The organism is Pseudomonas sp. TUM25319, assembly GCF_056388475.1.
Map to the genome: position 1 here is coordinate 6,659,788 of NZ_CM150751.1, position 19,472 is coordinate 6,679,259.

Annotated in this window: 15 protein-coding genes; 13 read left to right on the top strand and 2 right to left on the bottom strand. The window is 62.8% G+C overall.

Going from position 1 to position 19,472, the window contains the following annotated elements:
* Nucleotides 1-71 precede the first annotated feature (71 nt).
* A complete protein-coding gene (locus AC05QJ_RS30185) occupies nucleotides 72-2,018 on the bottom strand; it encodes a BCCT family transporter (protein WP_476748038.1) in 1,947 nt (648 codons plus the stop codon).
* A 481-nt stretch (nucleotides 2,019-2,499) separates the two neighbouring features.
* Between AC05QJ_RS30185 and betI the strand changes: the two genes are divergently transcribed.
* The 10 genes from betI (at nucleotide 2,500) to trxC (ending at nucleotide 16,636) form a co-directional block, all read left to right on the top strand.
* Nucleotides 2,500-3,165, top strand: a complete 666-nt coding sequence (gene betI, locus AC05QJ_RS30190; protein WP_476744814.1) for a transcriptional regulator BetI — start codon at nucleotides 2,500-2,502, stop codon at nucleotides 3,163-3,165.
* Between the two features lie 30 nt (nucleotides 3,166-3,195).
* Nucleotides 3,196-4,668, top strand: a complete 1,473-nt coding sequence (gene betB / locus AC05QJ_RS30195) for a betaine-aldehyde dehydrogenase (protein ID WP_476744815.1) — start codon at nucleotides 3,196-3,198, stop codon at nucleotides 4,666-4,668.
* 150 nt (nucleotides 4,669-4,818) lie between these two features.
* Nucleotides 4,819-6,501 (top strand): choline dehydrogenase, encoded by a 1,683-nt coding sequence (gene betA, locus AC05QJ_RS30200; RefSeq protein ID WP_476744816.1) that lies wholly within the window; start codon nucleotides 4,819-4,821, stop codon nucleotides 6,499-6,501.
* Nucleotides 6,502-6,756: 255 nt separating this feature from the next.
* A complete protein-coding gene (locus AC05QJ_RS30205) occupies nucleotides 6,757-8,499 on the top strand; it encodes a potassium/proton antiporter (protein WP_476744817.1) in 1,743 nt (580 codons plus the stop codon).
* A gap of 39 nt (nucleotides 8,500-8,538) precedes the next feature.
* On the top strand, nucleotides 8,539-11,853 hold the full coding sequence (gene mscK, locus AC05QJ_RS30210; protein ID WP_476744818.1) for a mechanosensitive channel MscK: 3,315 nt from the start codon (nucleotides 8,539-8,541) through the stop codon (nucleotides 11,851-11,853).
* Between the two features lie 37 nt (nucleotides 11,854-11,890).
* On the top strand, nucleotides 11,891-13,351 hold the full coding sequence (gene selO / locus AC05QJ_RS30215; protein WP_476744819.1) for a protein adenylyltransferase SelO: 1,461 nt from the start codon (nucleotides 11,891-11,893) through the stop codon (nucleotides 13,349-13,351).
* 338 nt (nucleotides 13,352-13,689) lie between these two features.
* Nucleotides 13,690-15,174, top strand: a complete 1,485-nt coding sequence (locus AC05QJ_RS30220) for an S-type pyocin domain-containing protein (RefSeq protein WP_476744820.1) — start codon at nucleotides 13,690-13,692, stop codon at nucleotides 15,172-15,174.
* Complete coding sequence (locus AC05QJ_RS30225; protein ID WP_476744821.1) at nucleotides 15,171-15,653, top strand: DUF6392 family protein; 483 nt, start codon at nucleotides 15,171-15,173, stop codon at nucleotides 15,651-15,653. Before AC05QJ_RS30220 ends, AC05QJ_RS30225 begins: the two co-directional genes overlap by 4 nt.
* Nucleotides 15,654-15,800: 147 nt before the next feature.
* On the top strand, nucleotides 15,801-15,980 hold the full coding sequence (locus AC05QJ_RS30230; protein WP_476744822.1) for a hypothetical protein: 180 nt from the start codon (nucleotides 15,801-15,803) through the stop codon (nucleotides 15,978-15,980).
* A 221-nt stretch (nucleotides 15,981-16,201) separates the two neighbouring features.
* Nucleotides 16,202-16,636, top strand: coding sequence for a thioredoxin TrxC (gene trxC, locus AC05QJ_RS30235; protein ID WP_476744823.1), 435 nt, complete (start codon nucleotides 16,202-16,204; stop codon nucleotides 16,634-16,636).
* Here the strand turns inward: trxC and AC05QJ_RS30240 are convergent.
* Nucleotides 16,633-17,406, bottom strand: coding sequence for a ParA family protein (locus tag AC05QJ_RS30240; RefSeq protein ID WP_476744824.1), 774 nt, complete (start codon nucleotides 17,404-17,406; stop codon nucleotides 16,633-16,635). The two genes, trxC and AC05QJ_RS30240, sit on opposite strands and share 4 nt — an antisense overlap.
* Before the next feature lie 313 nt (nucleotides 17,407-17,719).
* Here AC05QJ_RS30240 and AC05QJ_RS30245 point away from each other — a divergent pair, with 313 nt between their 5' ends.
* From AC05QJ_RS30245 to AC05QJ_RS30255, 3 genes are read left to right on the top strand one after another with little or no spacing between them, the layout of a single operon-like run.
* On the top strand, nucleotides 17,720-18,436 hold the full coding sequence (locus AC05QJ_RS30245; protein WP_476744825.1) for a beta-ketoacyl synthase chain length factor: 717 nt from the start codon (nucleotides 17,720-17,722) through the stop codon (nucleotides 18,434-18,436).
* Nucleotides 18,412-19,227: a lysophospholipid acyltransferase family protein gene (locus tag AC05QJ_RS30250; protein WP_476744826.1), complete on the top strand. Its 816-nt coding sequence runs from the start codon at nucleotides 18,412-18,414 to the stop codon at nucleotides 19,225-19,227. Before AC05QJ_RS30245 ends, AC05QJ_RS30250 begins: the two co-directional genes overlap by 25 nt.
* On the top strand, nucleotides 19,199-19,468 hold the full coding sequence (locus AC05QJ_RS30255) for a phosphopantetheine-binding protein (RefSeq protein ID WP_476744827.1): 270 nt from the start codon (nucleotides 19,199-19,201) through the stop codon (nucleotides 19,466-19,468). Before AC05QJ_RS30250 ends, AC05QJ_RS30255 begins: the two co-directional genes overlap by 29 nt.
* Nucleotides 19,469-19,472 lie beyond the last annotated feature (4 nt).

Genomic DNA, 19,472 nt, shown 5'->3' on the forward strand with positions numbered 1-19,472 from the left:
TTTGGGAGCCAGCGATGAGGCCAGCAGCAACAACGCAAAAAGAAAGGGCCTGAATCGGCCCTTTCGTCACATCAGCTGTAAACCCGGCCCAGCAACTGCCGGTGGCTCTCGAACTGATCCAGCACATCCCGGGTGATCTGGTCAGGCGTGAAGCCCATCAGGTCATATTCCTGGCTGCCGTTATGCAGATACACCTCAGCGCGGTAGAAGCGCTGGCGAACTTCGCTCTCACCCTCGACCGGGGCCTCGCTCGGCGCGGCCAGGTAACCGTCCAGGCTCACTTCGTAGACGAAGGGGTTGCCCTCTTCCATCGTCACCCGCAGGCCCATGGACGAACGCGACTGACCCACGCGGGTTTCCACCGCCAGGCCCATGGCACGCAGTTGCTCGGCCGCTTCTTTCAAGGCCGGGCTGACCTGCTTGTCCATGAAGCGCTGGACCATCGCCTGGGTCGGCTGCAGGTCGAGCTGGCTCAGACGCTCGCTGAAGCCACGACGACCACGGGCCGCCAGTTCAGCCTGCTCCTGCTCGACCTGGACGTCCTGCTTCATGGCCTTGTACAGGCCGAACATGAACACCACCAGCACCACCGAGAACGGCAGGCCGGCCAGTACCACCATGGTCTGCATGGCTTCGAAGTTGCCGGCGAACAGCAGGCCGACGGTGACCACGGTGATGATCGCGGACCACAGGATACGCAGCCAGTGCGGCGCGTCTTCGTCGACGTTGCCGCCCTTGCACGACAGGTTGGCCATCATCACCGCGCCGGAGTCGGCGGGGGTCAGGAACAGCACGAAGCCGACGAATACCGCCACACCCACGACGATCTTGGCCGCCGGGAAGTGCTCCAGCAGCTGATAGATCGACATCGACGGTTGTTCCAGGGCGGTACGCCCCAGCTCCACGGCCCCCTGGTTCATCACCAGGTCCAGGGCGGTGTTACCGAAGATCGACAGCCAGGCCAGGGTGAAGCCCAGCGGGATCAGCAGCACGCCGGCGACCAGTTCCTTGACGGTACGGCCACGGGAAATCCGCGCGATGAACATGCCGACGAACGGGCCCCAGGAAATCCACCAAGCCCAGTAGAACACGGTCCACAGGCCCAGCCAGCGCTCGGACTTGGCGCCGTCGCCTTCGTAGACGTACAGGTCGAAGGTCTTGAGGATCACGCCGTTGAGGTAGTCGCCGATGTTCTGCACGAAGCCGTTGAGCAGGTGCAGGGTCGCGCCGTTGAGCAGGACAAACAGCAGCAGGCCGCTGAACAGCAGGATATTCAGGTTGGACAGGCGGCGGATGCCGTTCTCCACACCCGACACCGCGGCGATGGTCGCCACCGTGCTCATCACCAGGATGACGATCAGCAGGTTGGTGTTGCTGTGCTCCATGCCGAACAGGTATTCCAGGCCAGACGACACCTGCATCGAACCGATGCCCAGGTTGGTCACCAGGCCCAGCAGGGTCACGAACATGCCGAAGATGTCCACCGTATGGCCGGCGGCACCCTTGACCCAACGTTCACCCACCAGCGGGTACAGCGCCGAACGCAGCGCCAGCGGCTGGTTGTGACGGTAGGCAAAGTAGGCCACAGCCAGGCCGACCAACGCATAGATCGCCCAACCGTGCAGGCCCCAGTGCAGGAAGGTCAGTTGCAGGCCTTCACGGGCCGACTGCAGGCTCGCCGGAGCGCCTTCGGGCGGGTTGAAGTAGTGGTCCAGCGGCTCGGAAGCACCGAAGTACAGCAGCGAAATGCCGATGCCGGAGGAAAACAGCATGCCGGCCCAGGCGCCGTAGCTGAAGTCCGGCTTGTCGTCCTTGCCGCCCAGCTTGAGGTTGCCGTAGCGGGAGAAGGCGATGGCGATGACGAACAGCAGGTAGCCGCCGATCACCAGCATGTAGTACCAGCCGAAGCTGCGCGACAGCCAGGCCTGCGCCTGGCTCAGCACGCGACCGGCGGTTTCGGGAACTGCGATCAGCAAGGCAGTCAACAACAGGATCAACAGGGTCGAGGTGAAAAACACCACGCTGTTGACCCGAACCCTCTCGGCGGGGGTCTTTATCAGGGAGGCAGAACTCATTGCACGGATGCTCCAGGCGGTGCGTGAGAAAAAGTGAAACGACCTGTACACCCGCGCAATTGGTGCAATAGCCCTATTGCGACAGGTGTTATAAAAGCACCTTGAAAAACCGTGATCCCTGATCGAATGCCGTTGAACACAGACCGAAAGCCCCGGCTCAAGGGCTCTGCCATGCGGTTCCGGCCACTGGCAAGATCTGTGCAACGTTGCGTCTGTGCGCGTGAAACAACCTTGTTTTACGGGGGGTGAACGTCTTTTCGGGGTGCCAATTCGTGCCCGTTGACCGGCCCAAAATCCCGTCAATGGTACAAATTGTCGCAGAGCTTATTCTTTGTTGATTGAACGTTCAATCAAAACAAAATAGACTGGCCTTCGCCGAGTCAGCCGCTTGTCGTCTGCTCGCAGGCCTGAGGAGATTTGCAAGATGCCCAAGGTCGGTATGCAACCCATCCGCCGCCAGCAGTTGATCGAAGCCACGTTGACGGCTATCGACCAGGTCGGCATGGGGGACGCCAGCATTGCGCTGATCGCCCGTTTGGCCGGTGTGTCGAATGGCATCATCAGTCACTACTTTCAGGACAAGAACGGCCTGATCGCAGCGACCATGCAGTACTTGATGACGGTATTGAGCGAGGGCGTCGCCGCCCGCCGCCTGGCACTCACGGACAACAGCCCGCGCGCCCACCTGCAGGTGATCATCGAAGGCAACTTCGACGCCAGCCAGGTCAATGGCCCGGCAATGAAAACCTGGCTGGCCTTCTGGGCCACCAGCATGCACCAGCCGTCCTTGCACAGGTTGCAGCGGATCAACGATCACCGCCTGTATTCCAACCTGTGCTGCCAGTTCCGCCGTGTCCTGCCGCTGTCCGAAGCACGCAGCGCGGCCCGCGGCCTGGCAGCTCTGATCGACGGTCTGTGGCTGCGTGGTGCGCTGTCCGGAGACGCCTTCGACACCACCCAGGCGCAACAAATCGCTTACGAATACATGGATCTACAACTGGCAAAACAGACGAGCCCGGACGCACAGATCCAGGCCTCTGAAAAACCGCGCAGCAGCCCCCGGAAGAAATCGGGAGTGACTGCCGGGTAGCCAAACCCACATTGCACTTGCGAGGACACTATGGCCCGTTTCGAAACGCAAAAACTCTACATTGATGGTGGTTATGTCGACGCTGGCAGCGATGCTACCTTCGAAGCCATCAACCCGGCCAACGGCGAAGTCCTCGCCCATGTGCAACGCGCCACCCAGGCAGACGTCGAGCGCGCCGTCGAAAGCGCCGAGCGTGGCCAGAAAGTCTGGGCCGCAATGACCGCCATGCAGCGCTCGCGCATCCTGCGCCGCGCCGTGGACATCCTGCGCGAGCGCAATGACGAACTGGCTGCCCTGGAAACCCTGGACACCGGCAAGTCCTACTCCGAAACCCGCTACGTCGACATCGTCACCGGCGCCGACGTGCTGGAATACTACGCCGGCCTGATCCCCGCCATCGAAGGCGAGCAGATCCCGCTGCGCGAGTCCTCGTTCGTCTACACCCGCCGCGAACCGCTGGGCGTCACCGTCGGCATCGGCGCGTGGAACTACCCGATCCAGATCGCCCTGTGGAAATCCGCCCCGGCCCTGGCCGCCGGCAACGCGATGATCTTCAAGCCGAGCGAAGTCACCTCGCTGACCACCCTGAAACTGGCCGAGATCTACACCGAAGCCGGCCTGCCGGACGGCGTATTCAACGTCCTGACCGGCAGCGGCCGCGAAGTCGGCACCTGGCTGACCGAGCACCCGCGCATCGAGAAAGTCTCCTTCACCGGCGGCACCACCACCGGCAAGAAGGTCATGGCCAGCGCCTCCAGCTCCTCGCTGAAGGAAGTGACCATGGAACTGGGCGGCAAGTCGCCACTGATCATCTGCGAAGACGCCGACCTCGACAAAGCCGCCGACATCGCCATGATGGCCAACTTCTACAGCTCCGGCCAGGTCTGCACCAACGGCACCCGCGTGTTCGTTCCGGCATCGATGAAGGCGGCTTTCGAAGCGAAAATCGTCGAACGTGTCGCCCGCATCCGCGTCGGCAACCCGGAAGACGAGAACACCAACTTCGGTCCGCTGGTCAGCTTCCCGCACATGGAAAACGTCCTGGGCTACATCGCCAAGGGCAAGGAAGAAGGTGCCCGTGTCCTGTGCGGCGGCGAGCGTCTGACCGAAGGTGAATTCGCCAAGGGCGCCTTCGTCGCGCCGACCGTGTTCACCGACTGCCGCGACGACATGACCATCGTCAAGGAAGAGATCTTCGGCCCGGTGATGAGCATCCTCAGCTACGAAACCGAAGAAGAAGTGGTCCGTCGCGCCAACGACACCGAATACGGCCTGGCCGCTGGCGTCTGCACCAACGACATCGCCCGCGCCCACCGCATCATCCACAAGCTGGAAGCCGGTATCTGCTGGATCAACGCCTGGGGCGAGTCGCCGGCAGAAATGCCGGTCGGTGGCTACAAGCAGTCCGGCGTCGGCCGCGAGAACGGCGTCAGCTCGCTGGCCCAGTACACCCGCATCAAGTCGGTCCAGGTCGAGCTGGGCACCTACAACTCGGTGTTCTGAGCCGCAAGTTGCAAGCTTCAAGCTGCAAGAAAGAGCCGGTCGGCGCACGCCACCGGCCCTTGCAGGTCACCTCCAATCCCGCAAGCGCCGCTCAACTGCTTTTTCTTGCAGCTTGTAGCTTGAAGCTTGCCGCTCAATGGGAGATCCCCCATGGAATTCGATTACATCATCGTGGGTGCCGGCTCGGCCGGTAACACCCTGGCGACCCGCCTGACCGAAGACGAAGGCGTCACCGTCCTGCTGCTGGAAGCCGGCGGCCCGGACTACCGCGCCGACTTCCGCACCCAGATGCCTGCCGCCCTGGCCTTCCCGCTGCAAGGTCGCCGCTACAACTGGGCCTACGAGACCGATCCGGAGCCGCACATGGACGGCCGCCGCATGGAATGCGGTCGCGGCAAGGGCCTGGGTGGCTCGTCGCTGATCAACGGCATGTGCTACATCCGCGGCAACGCCATGGACTTCGACGGCTGGGCGAAACTGCCAGGCCTGGAAGACTGGACCTACCTGGACTGCCTGCCGTATTTCCGCAAAGCGGAAACCCGTGACATCGGCCCGAACGACTACCACGGCGGTGACGGCCCGGTCAGCGTGGCCACGCCGAAAGCCGGCAATAACCCGCTGTTCCACGCCATGGTCGAAGCCGGCGTGCAGGCCGGTTACCCGCGCACCGAAGACCTCAACGGCTACCAGCAGGAAGGCTTCGGCCCAATGGACCGCAGCGTGACCAAGAACGGCCGCCGCTCCAGCACCGCCCGCGGCTACCTGGACACCGCCAAGAAGCGTGCGACCCTGACCATCGTCACTCACGCCCTGACCGACCGCGTGCTATTCGAAGGCAAGCGTGCCGTCGGCGTAACCTACCTGGTGGGCGCCAGTGAAGAGCGCGTGGAAGCCCGTGCGCGCAAGGAAGTGATCGTCTGCTCCGGCGCCATCGCCTCGCCACAACTGCTGCAACGTTCCGGCGTTGGTAGCCGCGCACTGCTGGAAAGCTTCAACATTCCCGTGGTCCACGACCTGCCGGGCGTCGGCGAGAACCTCCAGGACCACCTGGAGCTGTACCTGCAGTACGCCTGCACCCAGCCGGTGTCGCTGTACCCGTCGCTGCTGTGGTGGAACCAGCCGGCCATTGGTGCCGAGTGGCTGTTCAACGGCACCGGCATCGGCGCCAGCAACCAGTTCGAGGCCGGTGGTTTCATCCGTACTCGCCCTGAATTCGAATGGCCGAACATCCAGTACCACTTCCTGCCGGTGGCGATTAACTACAACGGCTCCAACGGCGTGAAGGAACACGGCTTCCAGGCGCACATGGGTTCGATGCGCTCGCCGAGCCGCGGTCGTATCCAGTTGAAGTCCAGGGATCCGCGCCAGCACCCGAGCATCCTGTTCAACTACATGGCCACCGAGCAGGACTGGCAGGAGTTCCGCGACGGCATCCGCCTGACCCGCGAAATCATGGCCCAGCCGGCACTGGACGCCTACCGCGGCCGCGAGATCAGCCCGGGCGAGCACGTACAGACTGACGAAGAGCTGGACAAATTCATCCGCGAACACGCCGAGACCGCGTTCCACCCGTCCTGCTCGTGCAAGATGGGCGAGGACGACATGGCGGTGGTGGATGGCCAGGGTCGTGTGCACGGCATGGAAGGTCTGCGGGTGGTCGATGCGTCGATCATGCCGATCATCATCACCGGCAACCTCAACGCCACCACGATCATGATCGCCGAGAAAATCGCCGACAAGATCCGCAACCGCAAGCCGCTGCCGCGTAGCACTGCCAAGTACTACGTCGCCAATGGGGCGCCGGTCAAAGGCAAGGCCATGCGCGAAGTGTGAGGGTGGCTGTACTGGCCTCATCGCTGGCAACGCCAGCTCCCACAGGGTCCTGCGGTGCATGCGATCCCTGTGGGGGCTGGCGTTGCCGGCGATGAGGCCAGCACAGGCAACAGAGAGAAAGGCACCTGACCCAGGTGCCTTTTCTACATCTGCGGAAACGCTTTACAGCCTGCCAATTCATCAGGTTAGAATCGGTTGGCACGCGACCTGCTTATCAATCAGGTCCCCTTCCCGCGATGTACCGGAGTAATGCCTTTGGATGCGAGCACCATCAACAGCCTGTTCCTCATCGGCGCACTGCTGGTAGGGGCAAGTATTCTGGTCAGCTCGCTGTCGTCGCGCCTGGGCATCCCTATTCTCGTCATCATCCTCGCGGTCGGCATGGTCGCCGGCGTGGACGGTGGCGGCATCATCTTCAACAACTACCCCGTCGCCTATCTGGTGGGCAACCTCGCCCTCGCCGTGATCCTGCTGGACGGCGGCCTGCGTACCCGGGTCGCGAGTTTCCGCGTGGCACTCTGGCCCGCACTGTCGCTGGCCACCGTGGGCGTGCTCATCACCACCGGTCTCACCGGCATGGCCGCCGCCTGGCTGTTCGACCTCAACCTGATGCAGGGCCTGCTGATCGGTGCCATCGTCGGTTCCACCGACGCCGCCGCGGTGTTCTCGCTGCTCGGCGGCAAAGGGCTGAACGAACGGGTCACCGCCAGCCTGGAGATCGAATCCGGCAGCAACGACCCGATGGCCGTGTTCCTCACCGTCACCCTGATCGACATGATCGCCAGCGGCCAGACCGGCCTGCACTGGAGCCTGCTGTTGCACCTGGTTCGCGAATTCGGCATCGGCAGCGTACTGGGCCTGGGCGGTGGCTGGCTGATGCTGCAACTGGTCAACCGCATGAACCTGGCCGGCGGCCTGTACCCGATCCTGGTGATCGCCGGCGGCCTTGTGACCTTCGCCCTGACCAACGCCCTGCACGGCAGCGGCTTCCTTGCCGTGTACCTGTTCGGCCTGGTACTGGGCAACCGGCCGATCCGCAGCCGCCACGGCATCCTGCACATGCTCGACGGCATGGCCTGGCTGGCGCAGATCGGCATGTTCCTCGTGCTCGGCCTGCTGGTCACTCCGCACGACCTGCTGCCCATCGCCCTCCCGGCACTGGCTTTGGCGCTGTGGATGATCCTGATCGCACGGCCGCTGTCGGTGATCGCCGGCCTGCTGCCGTTCAAGGCCTTCCATGGCCGCGAAAAGGCCTTCATTTCGTGGGTCGGCCTGCGCGGCGCGGTGCCGATCATTCTCGCCGTGTTCCCGTTGATGGCCGGCCTGCCCCAGGCGCAGCTGTACTTCAACCTGGCGTTCTTCATCGTGCTGGTCTCGCTGCTGGTGCAGGGCACCAGCCTGCCGTGGGTCGCCAAGCTGTTGAAAGTCACGGTACCGCCTGATCCTGCGCCCATCTCCCGTTCCGCCCTGGAAGTGCACATCACCAGCGAGTGGGAGCTGTTCGTCTATCGCCTCGGCGCGGAAAAATGGTGCATCGGCGCGGCCCTGCGCGAGCTGAAAATGCCCGAAGGCACCCGCATCGCGGCCTTGTTCCGTGGCCAGCAACTGCTCCATCCGTCGGGAAGTACCACCCTGGAAGTGGGTGACCTGCTCTGCGTGATCGGCCACGAACACAACCTGCCGGCCCTCGGCAAGCTGTTCAGCCAGGCGCCACAACGTGGCCTCGACCTGCGCTTCTTCGGTGACTTCGTCCTCGAAGGTGACGCTGAACTGGGCGCCGTAGCCGCGTTGTACGGTTTGCAGCTCGACGGCCAGGATCCGCACATGCCGCTGGCGCGCTTCATCCAGCAGAAGGTTGGCGGCGCGCCGGTGGTCGGCGACCAGATCGAATGGAACAACACCACCTGGACCGTTGCGCTGATGGACGGGAACAAGATCCAGAAAGTGGGGATCAAATTCCCCGAAGGGAGTCGACCTGGCCCCGGGTTGTTCCTCTAAACTCCATCTTTCTCTGCCGGCTGTACGAATTTTCTGCCTATGTCACTGCGCACTCTTGCCTGCGCGGCCCTGATCGGGCTGTGCCTGTCGTTCACCTCCGCGTTTGCCGCGGAGCCGCCCACTACCGCCAGCGTTCAGCAAAGCCTCGACAAGATCGCCGAGCGCAAACTGCCCGAAGCCGACCAGAAAGCGCTGCAACAGGTGCTGGAGCAGACGCTGTCGTTCCTCGCCAGCAAGGACGACTACGACAAGCGCCTGGTTGCGCTCAAGCAGCAACTGGCCGACGCGCCGAAACAGACCACCGAGAGCCAGCGTGAACTGGCCCGCCTGCTGGCCACCAAGCCGGTACCCGTGGCCCAGCGCTACGCGGCGATGACCGTGCCGCAGCTGGAGCAGTTGCTGTCCCAGCGCACCACCGAGCAGGGCGAGCTGCAGAAGGCGCTATCGGAAGCCAACAGCCTGACCATCAATGCCCAGACCCGCCCCGAGCGCTCCCAGGCCGAGATCAGCAACAACCAGACCCGCACCCAGCAGATCAACACCACCCTGAAACTGGGCAAGGACGCCGGCAAGCCGCTGTCCGCCGACCAGCGCAATCAGCTCAACGCCGAGCTGGCGTCGCTCAACGCCCTGACCCTGCTGCGCCGCCAGGAACTGGCCGGCAACAGCCTGCTGCAAGACCTGGGCAACGCCCAGCATGACCTGCTGATCGAGCGGGTGGCGCGCATGGAGCAGGAAATCCAGGACCTGCAGACGCTGATCAACGAGAAGCGCCTGGCCCAGTCCCAGGAAACCGTCACCCAGCAGTCCCTCGAAGCCCAGAAAGCCGGTGGCAGTACGGTGCTGGCCACCGAGAGCGCGGCCAACCTCAAGCTTTCCGACTACCTGCTGCGCAGCACCGACCGCCTAAACGAAGTCACCCAGCAGAACCTCAAAGCCAAGCAGATGCTCGACAACCTGACCCAGGCCGACCAGGCGCTGGACGAGCAGATCAGCGTGCTCAAGGGCAGCCTGTTGCTGTCCAAGATCCTCTACAAGCAGAAGCAGGCGCTGCCGCACCTGAAGCTGGACCGCGACCTGGCCGACCAGATCGCCGACATCCGCCTCTACCAGTTCGAGGTCAACCAGCAGCGCGAGCAGATCAGCAGCCCCAGCCAGTACGTCGACAAACTGCTGGAAAACCAGCCGGCCGACCAGGCCACGCCCAACCTGCGCAAGGCCCTGCTGGAAGTGGCGATCACCCGCTCCGACCTGCTGGAGCGGCTGAACCGCGAGCTGAGCGCGCTGCTCAACGAGTCCATTACCCTGCAGCTCAACCAGAAACAACTGCTGAGCACCGCGCAGAACCTGCGCGCCACCCTCGACGAGCAGATGTTCTGGATTCCCAGCAACAAACCGCTCGACCTGGAATGGCTGCGCACCGTCCCCGAACGCCTGCAAAAGCAGGTGGTGAGCCTGCCGTGGGGCGCCGGCATCAGCGAACTGGCCGACGGCCTGCTGGAGCGGCCGCTGCTGTTCCTGCCGCTGTTGCTGCTGATCGGCGTGCTGCTGTGGCGCCGCAAGTACCTGTACCAGCGCCTGAGCAAGGTCCACAACGATGTCGGCCACTTCAAGCGCGACAGCCAGTGGCACACGCCCCAGGCGATCCTCATCAATATCTTCCTGGCGTTGCCGCTGACCCTGTTCCTGGCGCTGTGCGGCTACGCCCTGCAGATCGACGCCCGCGGCCAGAACGCCAACCTCGGCGCCGCCCTGTGGCAGATCGCCCAGGCCTGGCTGGTGTTCTACACCGCCTACCGGATCCTCGCGCCCGGCGGCGTCGCCGAGCTGCATTTCCGCTGGCAGAAGCCGCAGGTGGAATTCCTCCGTCGCTGGATCCGTCGCCTCGGCGCCGTGGTCCTGGCCTTGGTCGGCGTGGTGGCGGTGGCCGAGCACCAGCCCTCGGCGCTGGCCGACGACGTGCTCGGCATCGGTGTGGTCCTCACCTGTTACGCGCTGATGGCCTGGCTGCTGAGCCGCCTGCTGCTGAGCAGCCCGACCCACCGCAACACCTCGCTGTTCCGCAAGGCCGTGGGCGTAGCCTTCACCGCGCTGCCCATCGCCTTGTTCGTTGCGGTGTGCTTCGGCTACTACTACACCGCCCTGAAACTCACCGACCGGCTGATCGACACCCTGTACCTGCTGATGTTCTGGCTGGTGATCGAGGCCGCCTTCGTCCGCGGCCTGGCCGTGGCCGCCCGCCGCCTGGCCTACCAGCGCGCCCTGAGCAAGCGCCAGCAGGCCAAGGAAGGGCTGGACGGCGAAGTGCCGGTGGAAGAGCCGACCCTCGACATCGAACAGGTCAACCAGCAGTCCCTGCGCCTGATCCGCCTGGCCCTGCTCGGCGGCTTCCTGGGCGCGCTGTACTGGGTCTGGTCGGACCTGATCAGCGTGTTCTCGTACCTCAACAACTTCGTCCTGTACGAATACACCAGCGGCACCGGCGCCGCCGCCAGCATGGTGCCGATCAGCCTCGGCGACCTGCTCGGCGCCCTGGTGATCGTCGGCATCACCCTGGCCTTCGCGCGCAACCTGCCGGGCCTGCTGGAAGTGCTGGTGCTGTCGAAGCTCAACCTGGCCCAGGGCAGCGCCTACGCCACCACCACGCTGATGTCCTATGTGATCGTCGGCGTCGGCTTCGTCTCCACCCTGTCGACCCTCGGCGTGAGCTGGGACAAGTTGCAGTGGCTGGTGGCCGCGCTGTCGGTGGGCCTGGGCTTCGGCATGCAGGAGATCTTCGCCAACTTCATCTCCGGCATCATGATCCTGTTCGAGCGCCCGGTGCGGATCGGCGACACCATCACCATCGGCAACCTGTCGGGTACGGTGAGCAAGATCCGCATCCGCGCCACCACCATCACCGACTTCGACCGCAAGGACATCATCGTCCCCAACAAGACCTTCATCACCGGCCAGTTGATCAACTGGTCGCTGACCGACACGGTCACCCGGGTCACGCTGAAACTTGGCATCGACTACGGCTCGGACCTGGACCTGGTGCGCGACCTGCTGCTCAAGGGTGCCCGGGAAAACCCGCGGGTGCTCAAGGACCCTGAACCGATCGTCTATTTCCTCAACTTCGGCGAGAGCTCCCTGGACCACGAACTGCGCATGCACGTACGCGACCTGGGCGACCGCAACCCGACGCTGGACGAACTGAACCGCTACATCAACCGCGAGTTCAAAGCCCACAACATCAAGATTTCCGTGCGCCAGGTGGAGGTGTTCCTGATGGACACCCAGGGCAACAAGAAGCAACTGATCCCCATGGATCAGAATGCCCAGCCCAAGCCCGATGGCGAAACCAAGGCCTGAGGCGGACAATGCCCGCATCCATCCCAGGAGTTGCCGTGTGAAAGGCCTCGATGAACTGACGTTCGACAACCGCTTCGCCCGCCTAGGCGATGCGTTTTCCACCTCGGTACTGCCCGAGCCGATCGAGAACCCACAGCTGGTGGTGGTCAGCGAGGCGGCCATGGCCCTGCTCGACCTGGAGCCCACCGAAGCACAGTCGCTGGTGTTCGCCGAGATTTTCAGCGGCCACAAGCTCTGGTCCGAAGCCGAGCCACGGGCAATGGTCTACTCCGGGCATCAATTCGGCTCGTACAACCCGCGTCTCGGCGATGGTCGTGGACTGTTGCTGGGCGAAGTACGCAACGACGCTGGCGAATCCTGGGACCTGCACCTCAAGGGCGCCGGGCAGACGCCCTACTCGCGCATGGGTGATGGCCGCGCGGTGCTGCGCTCGTCGATCCGCGAATTCCTCGCCTCAGAAGCGCTGCATGCCCTTGGCATCCCCAGCAGCCGGGCGCTGTGCGTGGTGGGATCGAGCACGCCGGTGTGGCGCGAAACAAGGGAAACCGCGGCCATGCTGCTGCGCATGGCCCCCAGCCATATCCGTTTCGGCCACTTCGAATATTTCTATTACACGCGCCAGCCCGAACAACAGCGCATTCTCGCCGAGCATGTACTGAACCTGCATTTCCCCGACTGCCGCGACGCCGACGAACCGTACCTGGCGATGTTCCGCACCATCGTCGAACGCAACGCCGAGCTGATCGCCAAGTGGCAGGCCTACGGCTTCTGCCACGGCGTGATGAACACCGACAACATGTCGATCCTCGGCATCACCTTCGACTTCGGCCCGTTCGCCTTCCTCGACGACTTCGACGCCGGCTTCATCTGCAACCACTCGGATGACCAGGGGCGCTACAGCTACAGCAACCAGGTACCGATCGCCCACTGGAACCTCAGCGCGCTGGCCCAGGCACTGACACCGTTCATCAGCGTCGAGGCGCTGCAGCAGAGCCTCGGGTTGTTCCTGCCGCTGTACGAAGCCCATTACCTCGACCTGATGCGCCGCCGCCTCGGCCTGACCACGGCCGAAGACGACGACAAGGTGCTGATCCAGCGCCTGCTGAGCCTGATGCAGCCGGGCGCGGTGGATTACAGCCTGTTCTTCCGCAGGCTTGGCGAGCAACCCGTGGAACAGGCGCTGGGCGTGGTGGAAGGCGACTTCATCGATCTCACTGGATTCCGTGCCTGGGCGCGGGACTACCTGGCGCGGGCCGGCCGCGAACCGGGCAATGCCGAAGGGCGTCGCGAGCGGATGCATGCCGTGAACCCGCTGTATGTGCTGCGCAACTACCTGGCGCAACGGGCCATCGAGGCGGCGCAGGCGGGGGACTTCTCGGAAGTGCGGCGGCTGCACCAGGTGCTGACCCGGCCCTTCGAGGAACAACCCGGGATGGACGCCTATGCCGAGCGGCCGCCGGAGTGGGGCAAGCATCTGGAGATCAGTTGTTCTTCCTGACTCACAATGCGATGGCAGGATAAACCAGTGGGAGCGAGCTTGCCGGGACGCCGAACCGTCACCGGTGACTTCGCCAAAGCGACGGTCAGCAAGGCCCAGCTTATCTTCAGATCAAGCATCGCCCCACTGAGCATGCGCTAATGCTTCAGGCTGGCCGGGCATGCCAGGTAGCAGAAGCATGGTTTTTCACTCCGGCAAGGTCTTAGGCACTTACATTGCTCTCTGACAAAAGCCGGATGAATTGCAGAAATTCCTTATACGCACTTCAGAATTGCCCTGCTGACCCCACCCTCACTTCACACCAATGATCCGCCCCCTCAAGCAACTATGGAGGGTTTATGGCGAGACCATTGGCGTGTCTTGGGGACAAAACGACATACGGGCAGATCCTGTCGGCGACGGCCACCTGGTACGAGGGAGACAAACCTTTCGTCCAATCGGGCGATCTGGCCCGCTGCGACAAATGCAACGGCGCTTTCCCCATCGTTGGCACGGCCGTCGACTGGACGGAGGAGCAACCCTATGTCGCCACCGGCGACCGGGTGGCGTGCGGATGCCCGGATCATGTGGTCTATGGCTCGACCACCCAGTTCACCACCAGCCCGGCAGCAACCCGGAGCACTGCGGCCAATTCAGCGAATTTTGCCGAGGCGCCCGCTGCCAGCACGGCAACCAACGCCGCTCCCGACACCGCAACCGCGATGCCAGCCCGGGTATTCACTCGCTCCTGCCTCGGCACGACCAAATCCACCTGCACTCAGGAACCGGTCGATAACTTCGGCAAGGTTGCGGTCATCGCGCCGACCTCAAACGAAACGGCAGCGGGAACAGCGCTGGCAGGCCTGGCGATCGATCGCGTCGCCGGCAGCCGAGTATTGCAAGGTATGGGATCGTGGGCGATTCGCGGCATCGGAACCGCGGCATCGTCCTTCGCCCGCTCGGCCAACCCATTACTGCTGGCATTGTGGCCATCCGATCTGGCTGACGGGACCCTCTACACCGAAGAACAACTGCGCGAGATGAGCGAAGCGCTTACCCGCGTACGCTTTCAGTTTCGCCAGGATGCACAGGGCATCGTTCAGGTCTACGGCTTCCATACCTTCAGCCACTACGGCGGCGAGGATCGCGTGCCGGTCAGGCGGGCGCACTGGAACGCCGACAAAAGCGCAATGGAAGCGCACCTCGATGGCCTGACGATCACCTGGACGCCCAACAAGGGTCCACTGGTCACCGCGCCGACCACCTACCCTGGCGCCCGACCCGACGTGCTGGACAACATTCTTGTCCACCCCATCCCCAACGGACGCGACAGCCAGATCACCACCTATCCGGGACAGGATGCCGAGGACATTACCTGGCAGGACGTGATCCTGACGTTCCCGGCGGATTCCGGGGTTCCACCACTGTATTTGGTGTTTGCCAAGCCGGCGGTGGAGGTGTTGGAGGTTGATATCTATGGTGCGTTCAGTGGGCGTCCGCGTAATGGCTTACATGTGGATCACATGCCTTCGCAGGCAGCAGTGCGCCGTTACTTACGTTCCCGTATGGCGCACCTCACAAGCGAACAGATTGATCGACTAATGGGTGACATAGCTAGCATTGCAATACCCGCTGCAATACATCAAAAGGTCAGCGAAACCTATGGCGGGCGAAATACCCATACAAAACAGCTTCTAGATTCCGGAGATCTGCGCGCTGCGGTAGATAGTAACTTCAACGCCATCAAGCCTACGCTTTTAGAGGAAGGCATTCCGGAAGAAACGCTAGAGGAAAAACTATCTATGATTCATGAAATCAATAAAAAACAAGGATGGTATGAATGAACGCCGAGAAGCTGATCAGCTTGGTTAAAGGGTTAGGCCGTACCTACAAAGAGCTTGTAGCAGAAGACCTAGTTCGCAGCGAACCACTTCGCCCTCTTTTCAATGAAGGTGAAAATGAAGACCTGATTCAAAAAATCGAGCCTGGAATGGAGTTATGGTTTAGCGAGGATACAGAAAGGCTAGAGCGAATCACCATAACTCTGTCCGCCTACTTCAAGGAAGAGACTGTGTATACCGGTGAGCTGCCCTTGCCTTTTACTCAAAAGATGGATCAACCCAGTGTGCATGCGCGGCTAGGAGTACCTGATCGCTCAATGGGCCCAACAAAACTTCCACTCCCAATTGGAATGACTGGAGGCTGGGATGCCTACCGGCTTGATGGCTCCCTGCACCAAAATGCCGAGGTCGCAATTCAGTTCGGGGCAGATAAGGTTGCTGTCGGATTAGCTTTCCGCCTGATCGACACCGGTCACGACTGAGAGGCTGGCTACGGAGTATCCAGCGACTCCTTTATCAGTTTGCGAGCAATCGATGATTTCGACATGACAAAGAAAATAAAGGATCGCACTGAACTTTAACGCCAAGAAAATAATAAGCCTTTTCAAAAAACCTGGTTACAACCATGAATGTCTAATCTCAAACGGGCTCCAATAAAACTCCCCCTACCAGCTGGAAATACCGGAGGCTGGGATGCCTACCGGCTTGATGGCTCCCTGCACCAAAATGCCGAGGTCGCAATTCAGTTCATGGCAGACAAATCTGTTTCCGGCTTGGCGTTCCGCGTGATCAAGAAAGAAGACGATTGACCTTCCCGACCTAAAATCTGTGTGCAGGAGGGAGAGGCCGGGACCGACCCAAGGACGAGTGGCAGTTGTACGCGGGTTGACAGACCAGGGATACGGAGAACCCGGCGCACTCAGTACCTGTGGGAGCTGGCGTTGCCAGCGATGAGGCCCTCGATACCATTGAAAAGATCAAGGCACACCGCCACATACCCAGTCACCACCCGCTCCCGGACCCAATCCCCATGACCGCCCCCCTGCTGATCCCCTGCCCCCACTGCAACGGCCTCAACCGCATCCCCGCCGACCGCCTGGGCGACACGCCCAAATGCGGTCGCTGCAAGAGCCCGGTGCTGCTGGCTCAACCCTTCGACCTGAAACAGGCCGACTACGCCAGCCAGATCAAGGGCGACCTGCCGCTGCTGGTGGATGTCTGGGCCGACTGGTGCGGGCCGTGCAAGTCGTTCGCGCCGGTCTTCGAACAGGCGGCGAAGCAACTGGCCGGGCGCTGCCGGCTGGCGAAACTGGACAGTGAAGCCAACCGCGAACTGGCTGGCCAATTGAATATCCGCTCCATCCCCAGCCTGATTCTGTTCAGGAACGGCCGGGAAGTGGCGCGCCAGAGCGGCGCATTCCCACTCCAGAAGTTACTGGAGTGGCTGCGCCAACACGGGATCTAAGCGTTCTCTTCGAGCAGCGAGTGCAGTTCAACGAACTGCTGGGTCAGCTTGTGCCGTGGCTCCAGATGGATCAGCGGCAGGCTGGCCTGGTGTGACTCGCGCATCTTCACCGAGCTGTTGAGGTACACCGGCAACACCGGCAGGCCCTCCGCCAGCAATTCGTCGAGCATCTGCTGCGGCAGGCTGGCCCGCGGCTGGAACTGGTTGACCACAATGCCTTCGACCTGAAGCTCCTCGTTGTGGTCGTCCTTCAATTCCTCGATTTCCGCCAGCAGGCCATACAGCGCCTGACGCGAGAAACTGTCGCAATCGAAGGGAATCAGCACCCGATCCGCCGCGATCAGCGCGGAAACCGCATAGAAGTTCAAGGCCGGCGGGGTATCCAGGTAAATCCGGTCGTAGTCCTCGTCCAGATCGTCCAGCAATTTGCGCAGCTTGTTGATCTTGTGCTTGGCCTCGAGCTTGGGCTGCAGGTCGGCCAGCTCCGGTGTGGCGGTGACCACGTGCAGGTTGTCGAAGGGCGTTTCGTAGATATCGACCTTGTTTTTCTTGGCAAACGGCCCGGAGGACAGGGTCTGCTTGAAGAAGTCGGCAATGCCCATGGGAATGTCCTCGCCGGTCAGGCCGGTGAGGTACTGGGTGGAATTGGCCTGGGCATCCAGGTCGATCAGCAGGGTCCGATAGCCTTCACTGGCACTCACCGCCGCAAGATTGCAGGCGATGCTGGACTTGCCCACGCCACCTTTCTGATTGAACACCACGCGCCGCATGGAAAGACCTCCGTGTATCAGGGAATGACCGAGTATGTGAGCGCGTTACCGAGTTGACCAGCACTGAAACGCTCAAGAATCGAGGCAGCCGACCGACAACCCCTGAGTCACCGCTGGTCGGGAAACCCATACACCAGGAAATACGAAGCTCAAGCTGGTGTCTGTGTTTCCGGTCAAGCCATTTTCTTTGACCATTTGTTTGCTACGAGCCCACTGCACCGGGATAATGCCCGGCACTCGGCGACCCGTCGCCCCTGCAGGCCGTTGCTCCGAGTCCCCCTCGGCAAGGAAGTCCCTCAGGGCGAGAAACATCGTGATCAATTTCAATATCAGCCAGTGGCGCGCCTGGGCGCCGGGCCTCCAGACGGTGGGCGACTGGCAGCAATGGAGCCAGGGTGCCAGTATTGCCGATGACGGCGAACAGGCCCCCGACGTCTCTTTCCTCCCGGCGATGCAGCGTCGTCGCCTCGGCCGCCTGGCGCGCATGGCGTTCGCCGTGGGCTGGCCGCTGGCCGAAGGTCAGGGCGAGCTGCCCCTGGTGTTCGTCTCCCGCCATGGCGAAACCCCGCGCACCTTCGAGATCCTCAGCGACCTGGCCAATGGCGAGCCGCTGTCGCCGACCCAGTTCAGCCTGTCGGTGCACAACGCGGTGATCGGCCTGTGGTCGATCATGCGCGCTGAACACAGCGAAATGAGCGCCATCGCGGCCGAGGGCGACGGTTTCGAGCAGGGCATCGTCGAAGCGGCCGGGCTGCTGCACGACGGGGCGCCAGCCGTGCTGCTGATCATTGCCGAAGAGCAGGCTCCGGCGGCCTACAGCCCGTGGATCGACGATGTCCCCTTCGCCTACGCCCTCGGCCTGCTGCTTACGCCGGGCCAGGACTGGCACCTGTCCCTCGACGCTCCCCGTGGCGCCGGCGGCCCTGGCGAACCCCACGCCCTGAGCTGGCTGCGCGCCCTGCTCAACGAACAACCTGCCATCCAACACACGCTGAAGGGCCGCACATGGAACTGGCAACACACGCGCTGAACCGACCGAAGGACGCCTATCACTGGCGCCTGGTCGCCACGGCGCTCAGTTTCCTGCTGTTCGGGCTCGGCGGCCTGTGCCTGCGCCTGCTGGTGTTCCCGCTGCTGGCTTGCCTGCCGGGCGACGCCGCGCGTCACCGCCAGCGCGCCCGCCACACCATCAGCTGGCTGTTCTGGCGCTTCATCCGCTTCATGGCCGCCTGCGGTGTGCTCACCTACGAGGTCGAGGGCGCCGAACGGCTCGGTCGTCCGGGCCAGATGATCATCGCCAACCACCCGTCGCTGATCGACGTGGTGTTTCTCATCGGCCTGGTGCGCCAGGCCAACTGCGTGGTCAAGCAGAGCCTGTTCCGCAACACCTTCACCCGTGGTCCGGTGAGTTCGGCGCAGTACATCAGCAACGACGGCAGCATGGAGATGCTCGACACCGCCGTCGAATCGCTGCAAAGCGGCCAGACCCTGATCATCTTCCCCGAAGGCACCCGCACCGTGCCCGGCCAGCCCCCGGCGTTTCACCGTGGCGCCGCGGCCATCGCCTTGCGCGGCGCACAGTTCATCACCCCGGTGACCATCCGGGTCAATCCCAGCACCCTGACCAAGGCCGAACCCTGGTACCGGATTCCCGCCCGTCGGGTGCATTTCAGTCTCTGCGTCGGCAGCGACATCGCCATCAGCGATTTCGCAAGCCTTGGCCCGGCCCCCCAGGCCTCGCGCAGGCTCAACGACCATCTGCACCAGCACTTCATCAAGGAGCTCGCCCAAGATGAGCGATCCAACCCAACTGAACCATGACATCAAGCTGTTGATCATCGAGGCCCTGGGCCTTGAAGACATCGGCGCCGAGGATATCGGCGACGACCAGACCCTGTTCGGCGAAGGCCTGGGCCTGGATTCGGTCGACGCCCTGGAACTGGGCCTGGCCATCCAGAAGCGCTACGGCATCAAGATCGACGCCGACGCCAAGGACACCCGCAACCATTTCACCAGCGTGGCCAGCCTCGCGGCTTTCGTCACCGCCAAACAGGCTGCCTGAGACC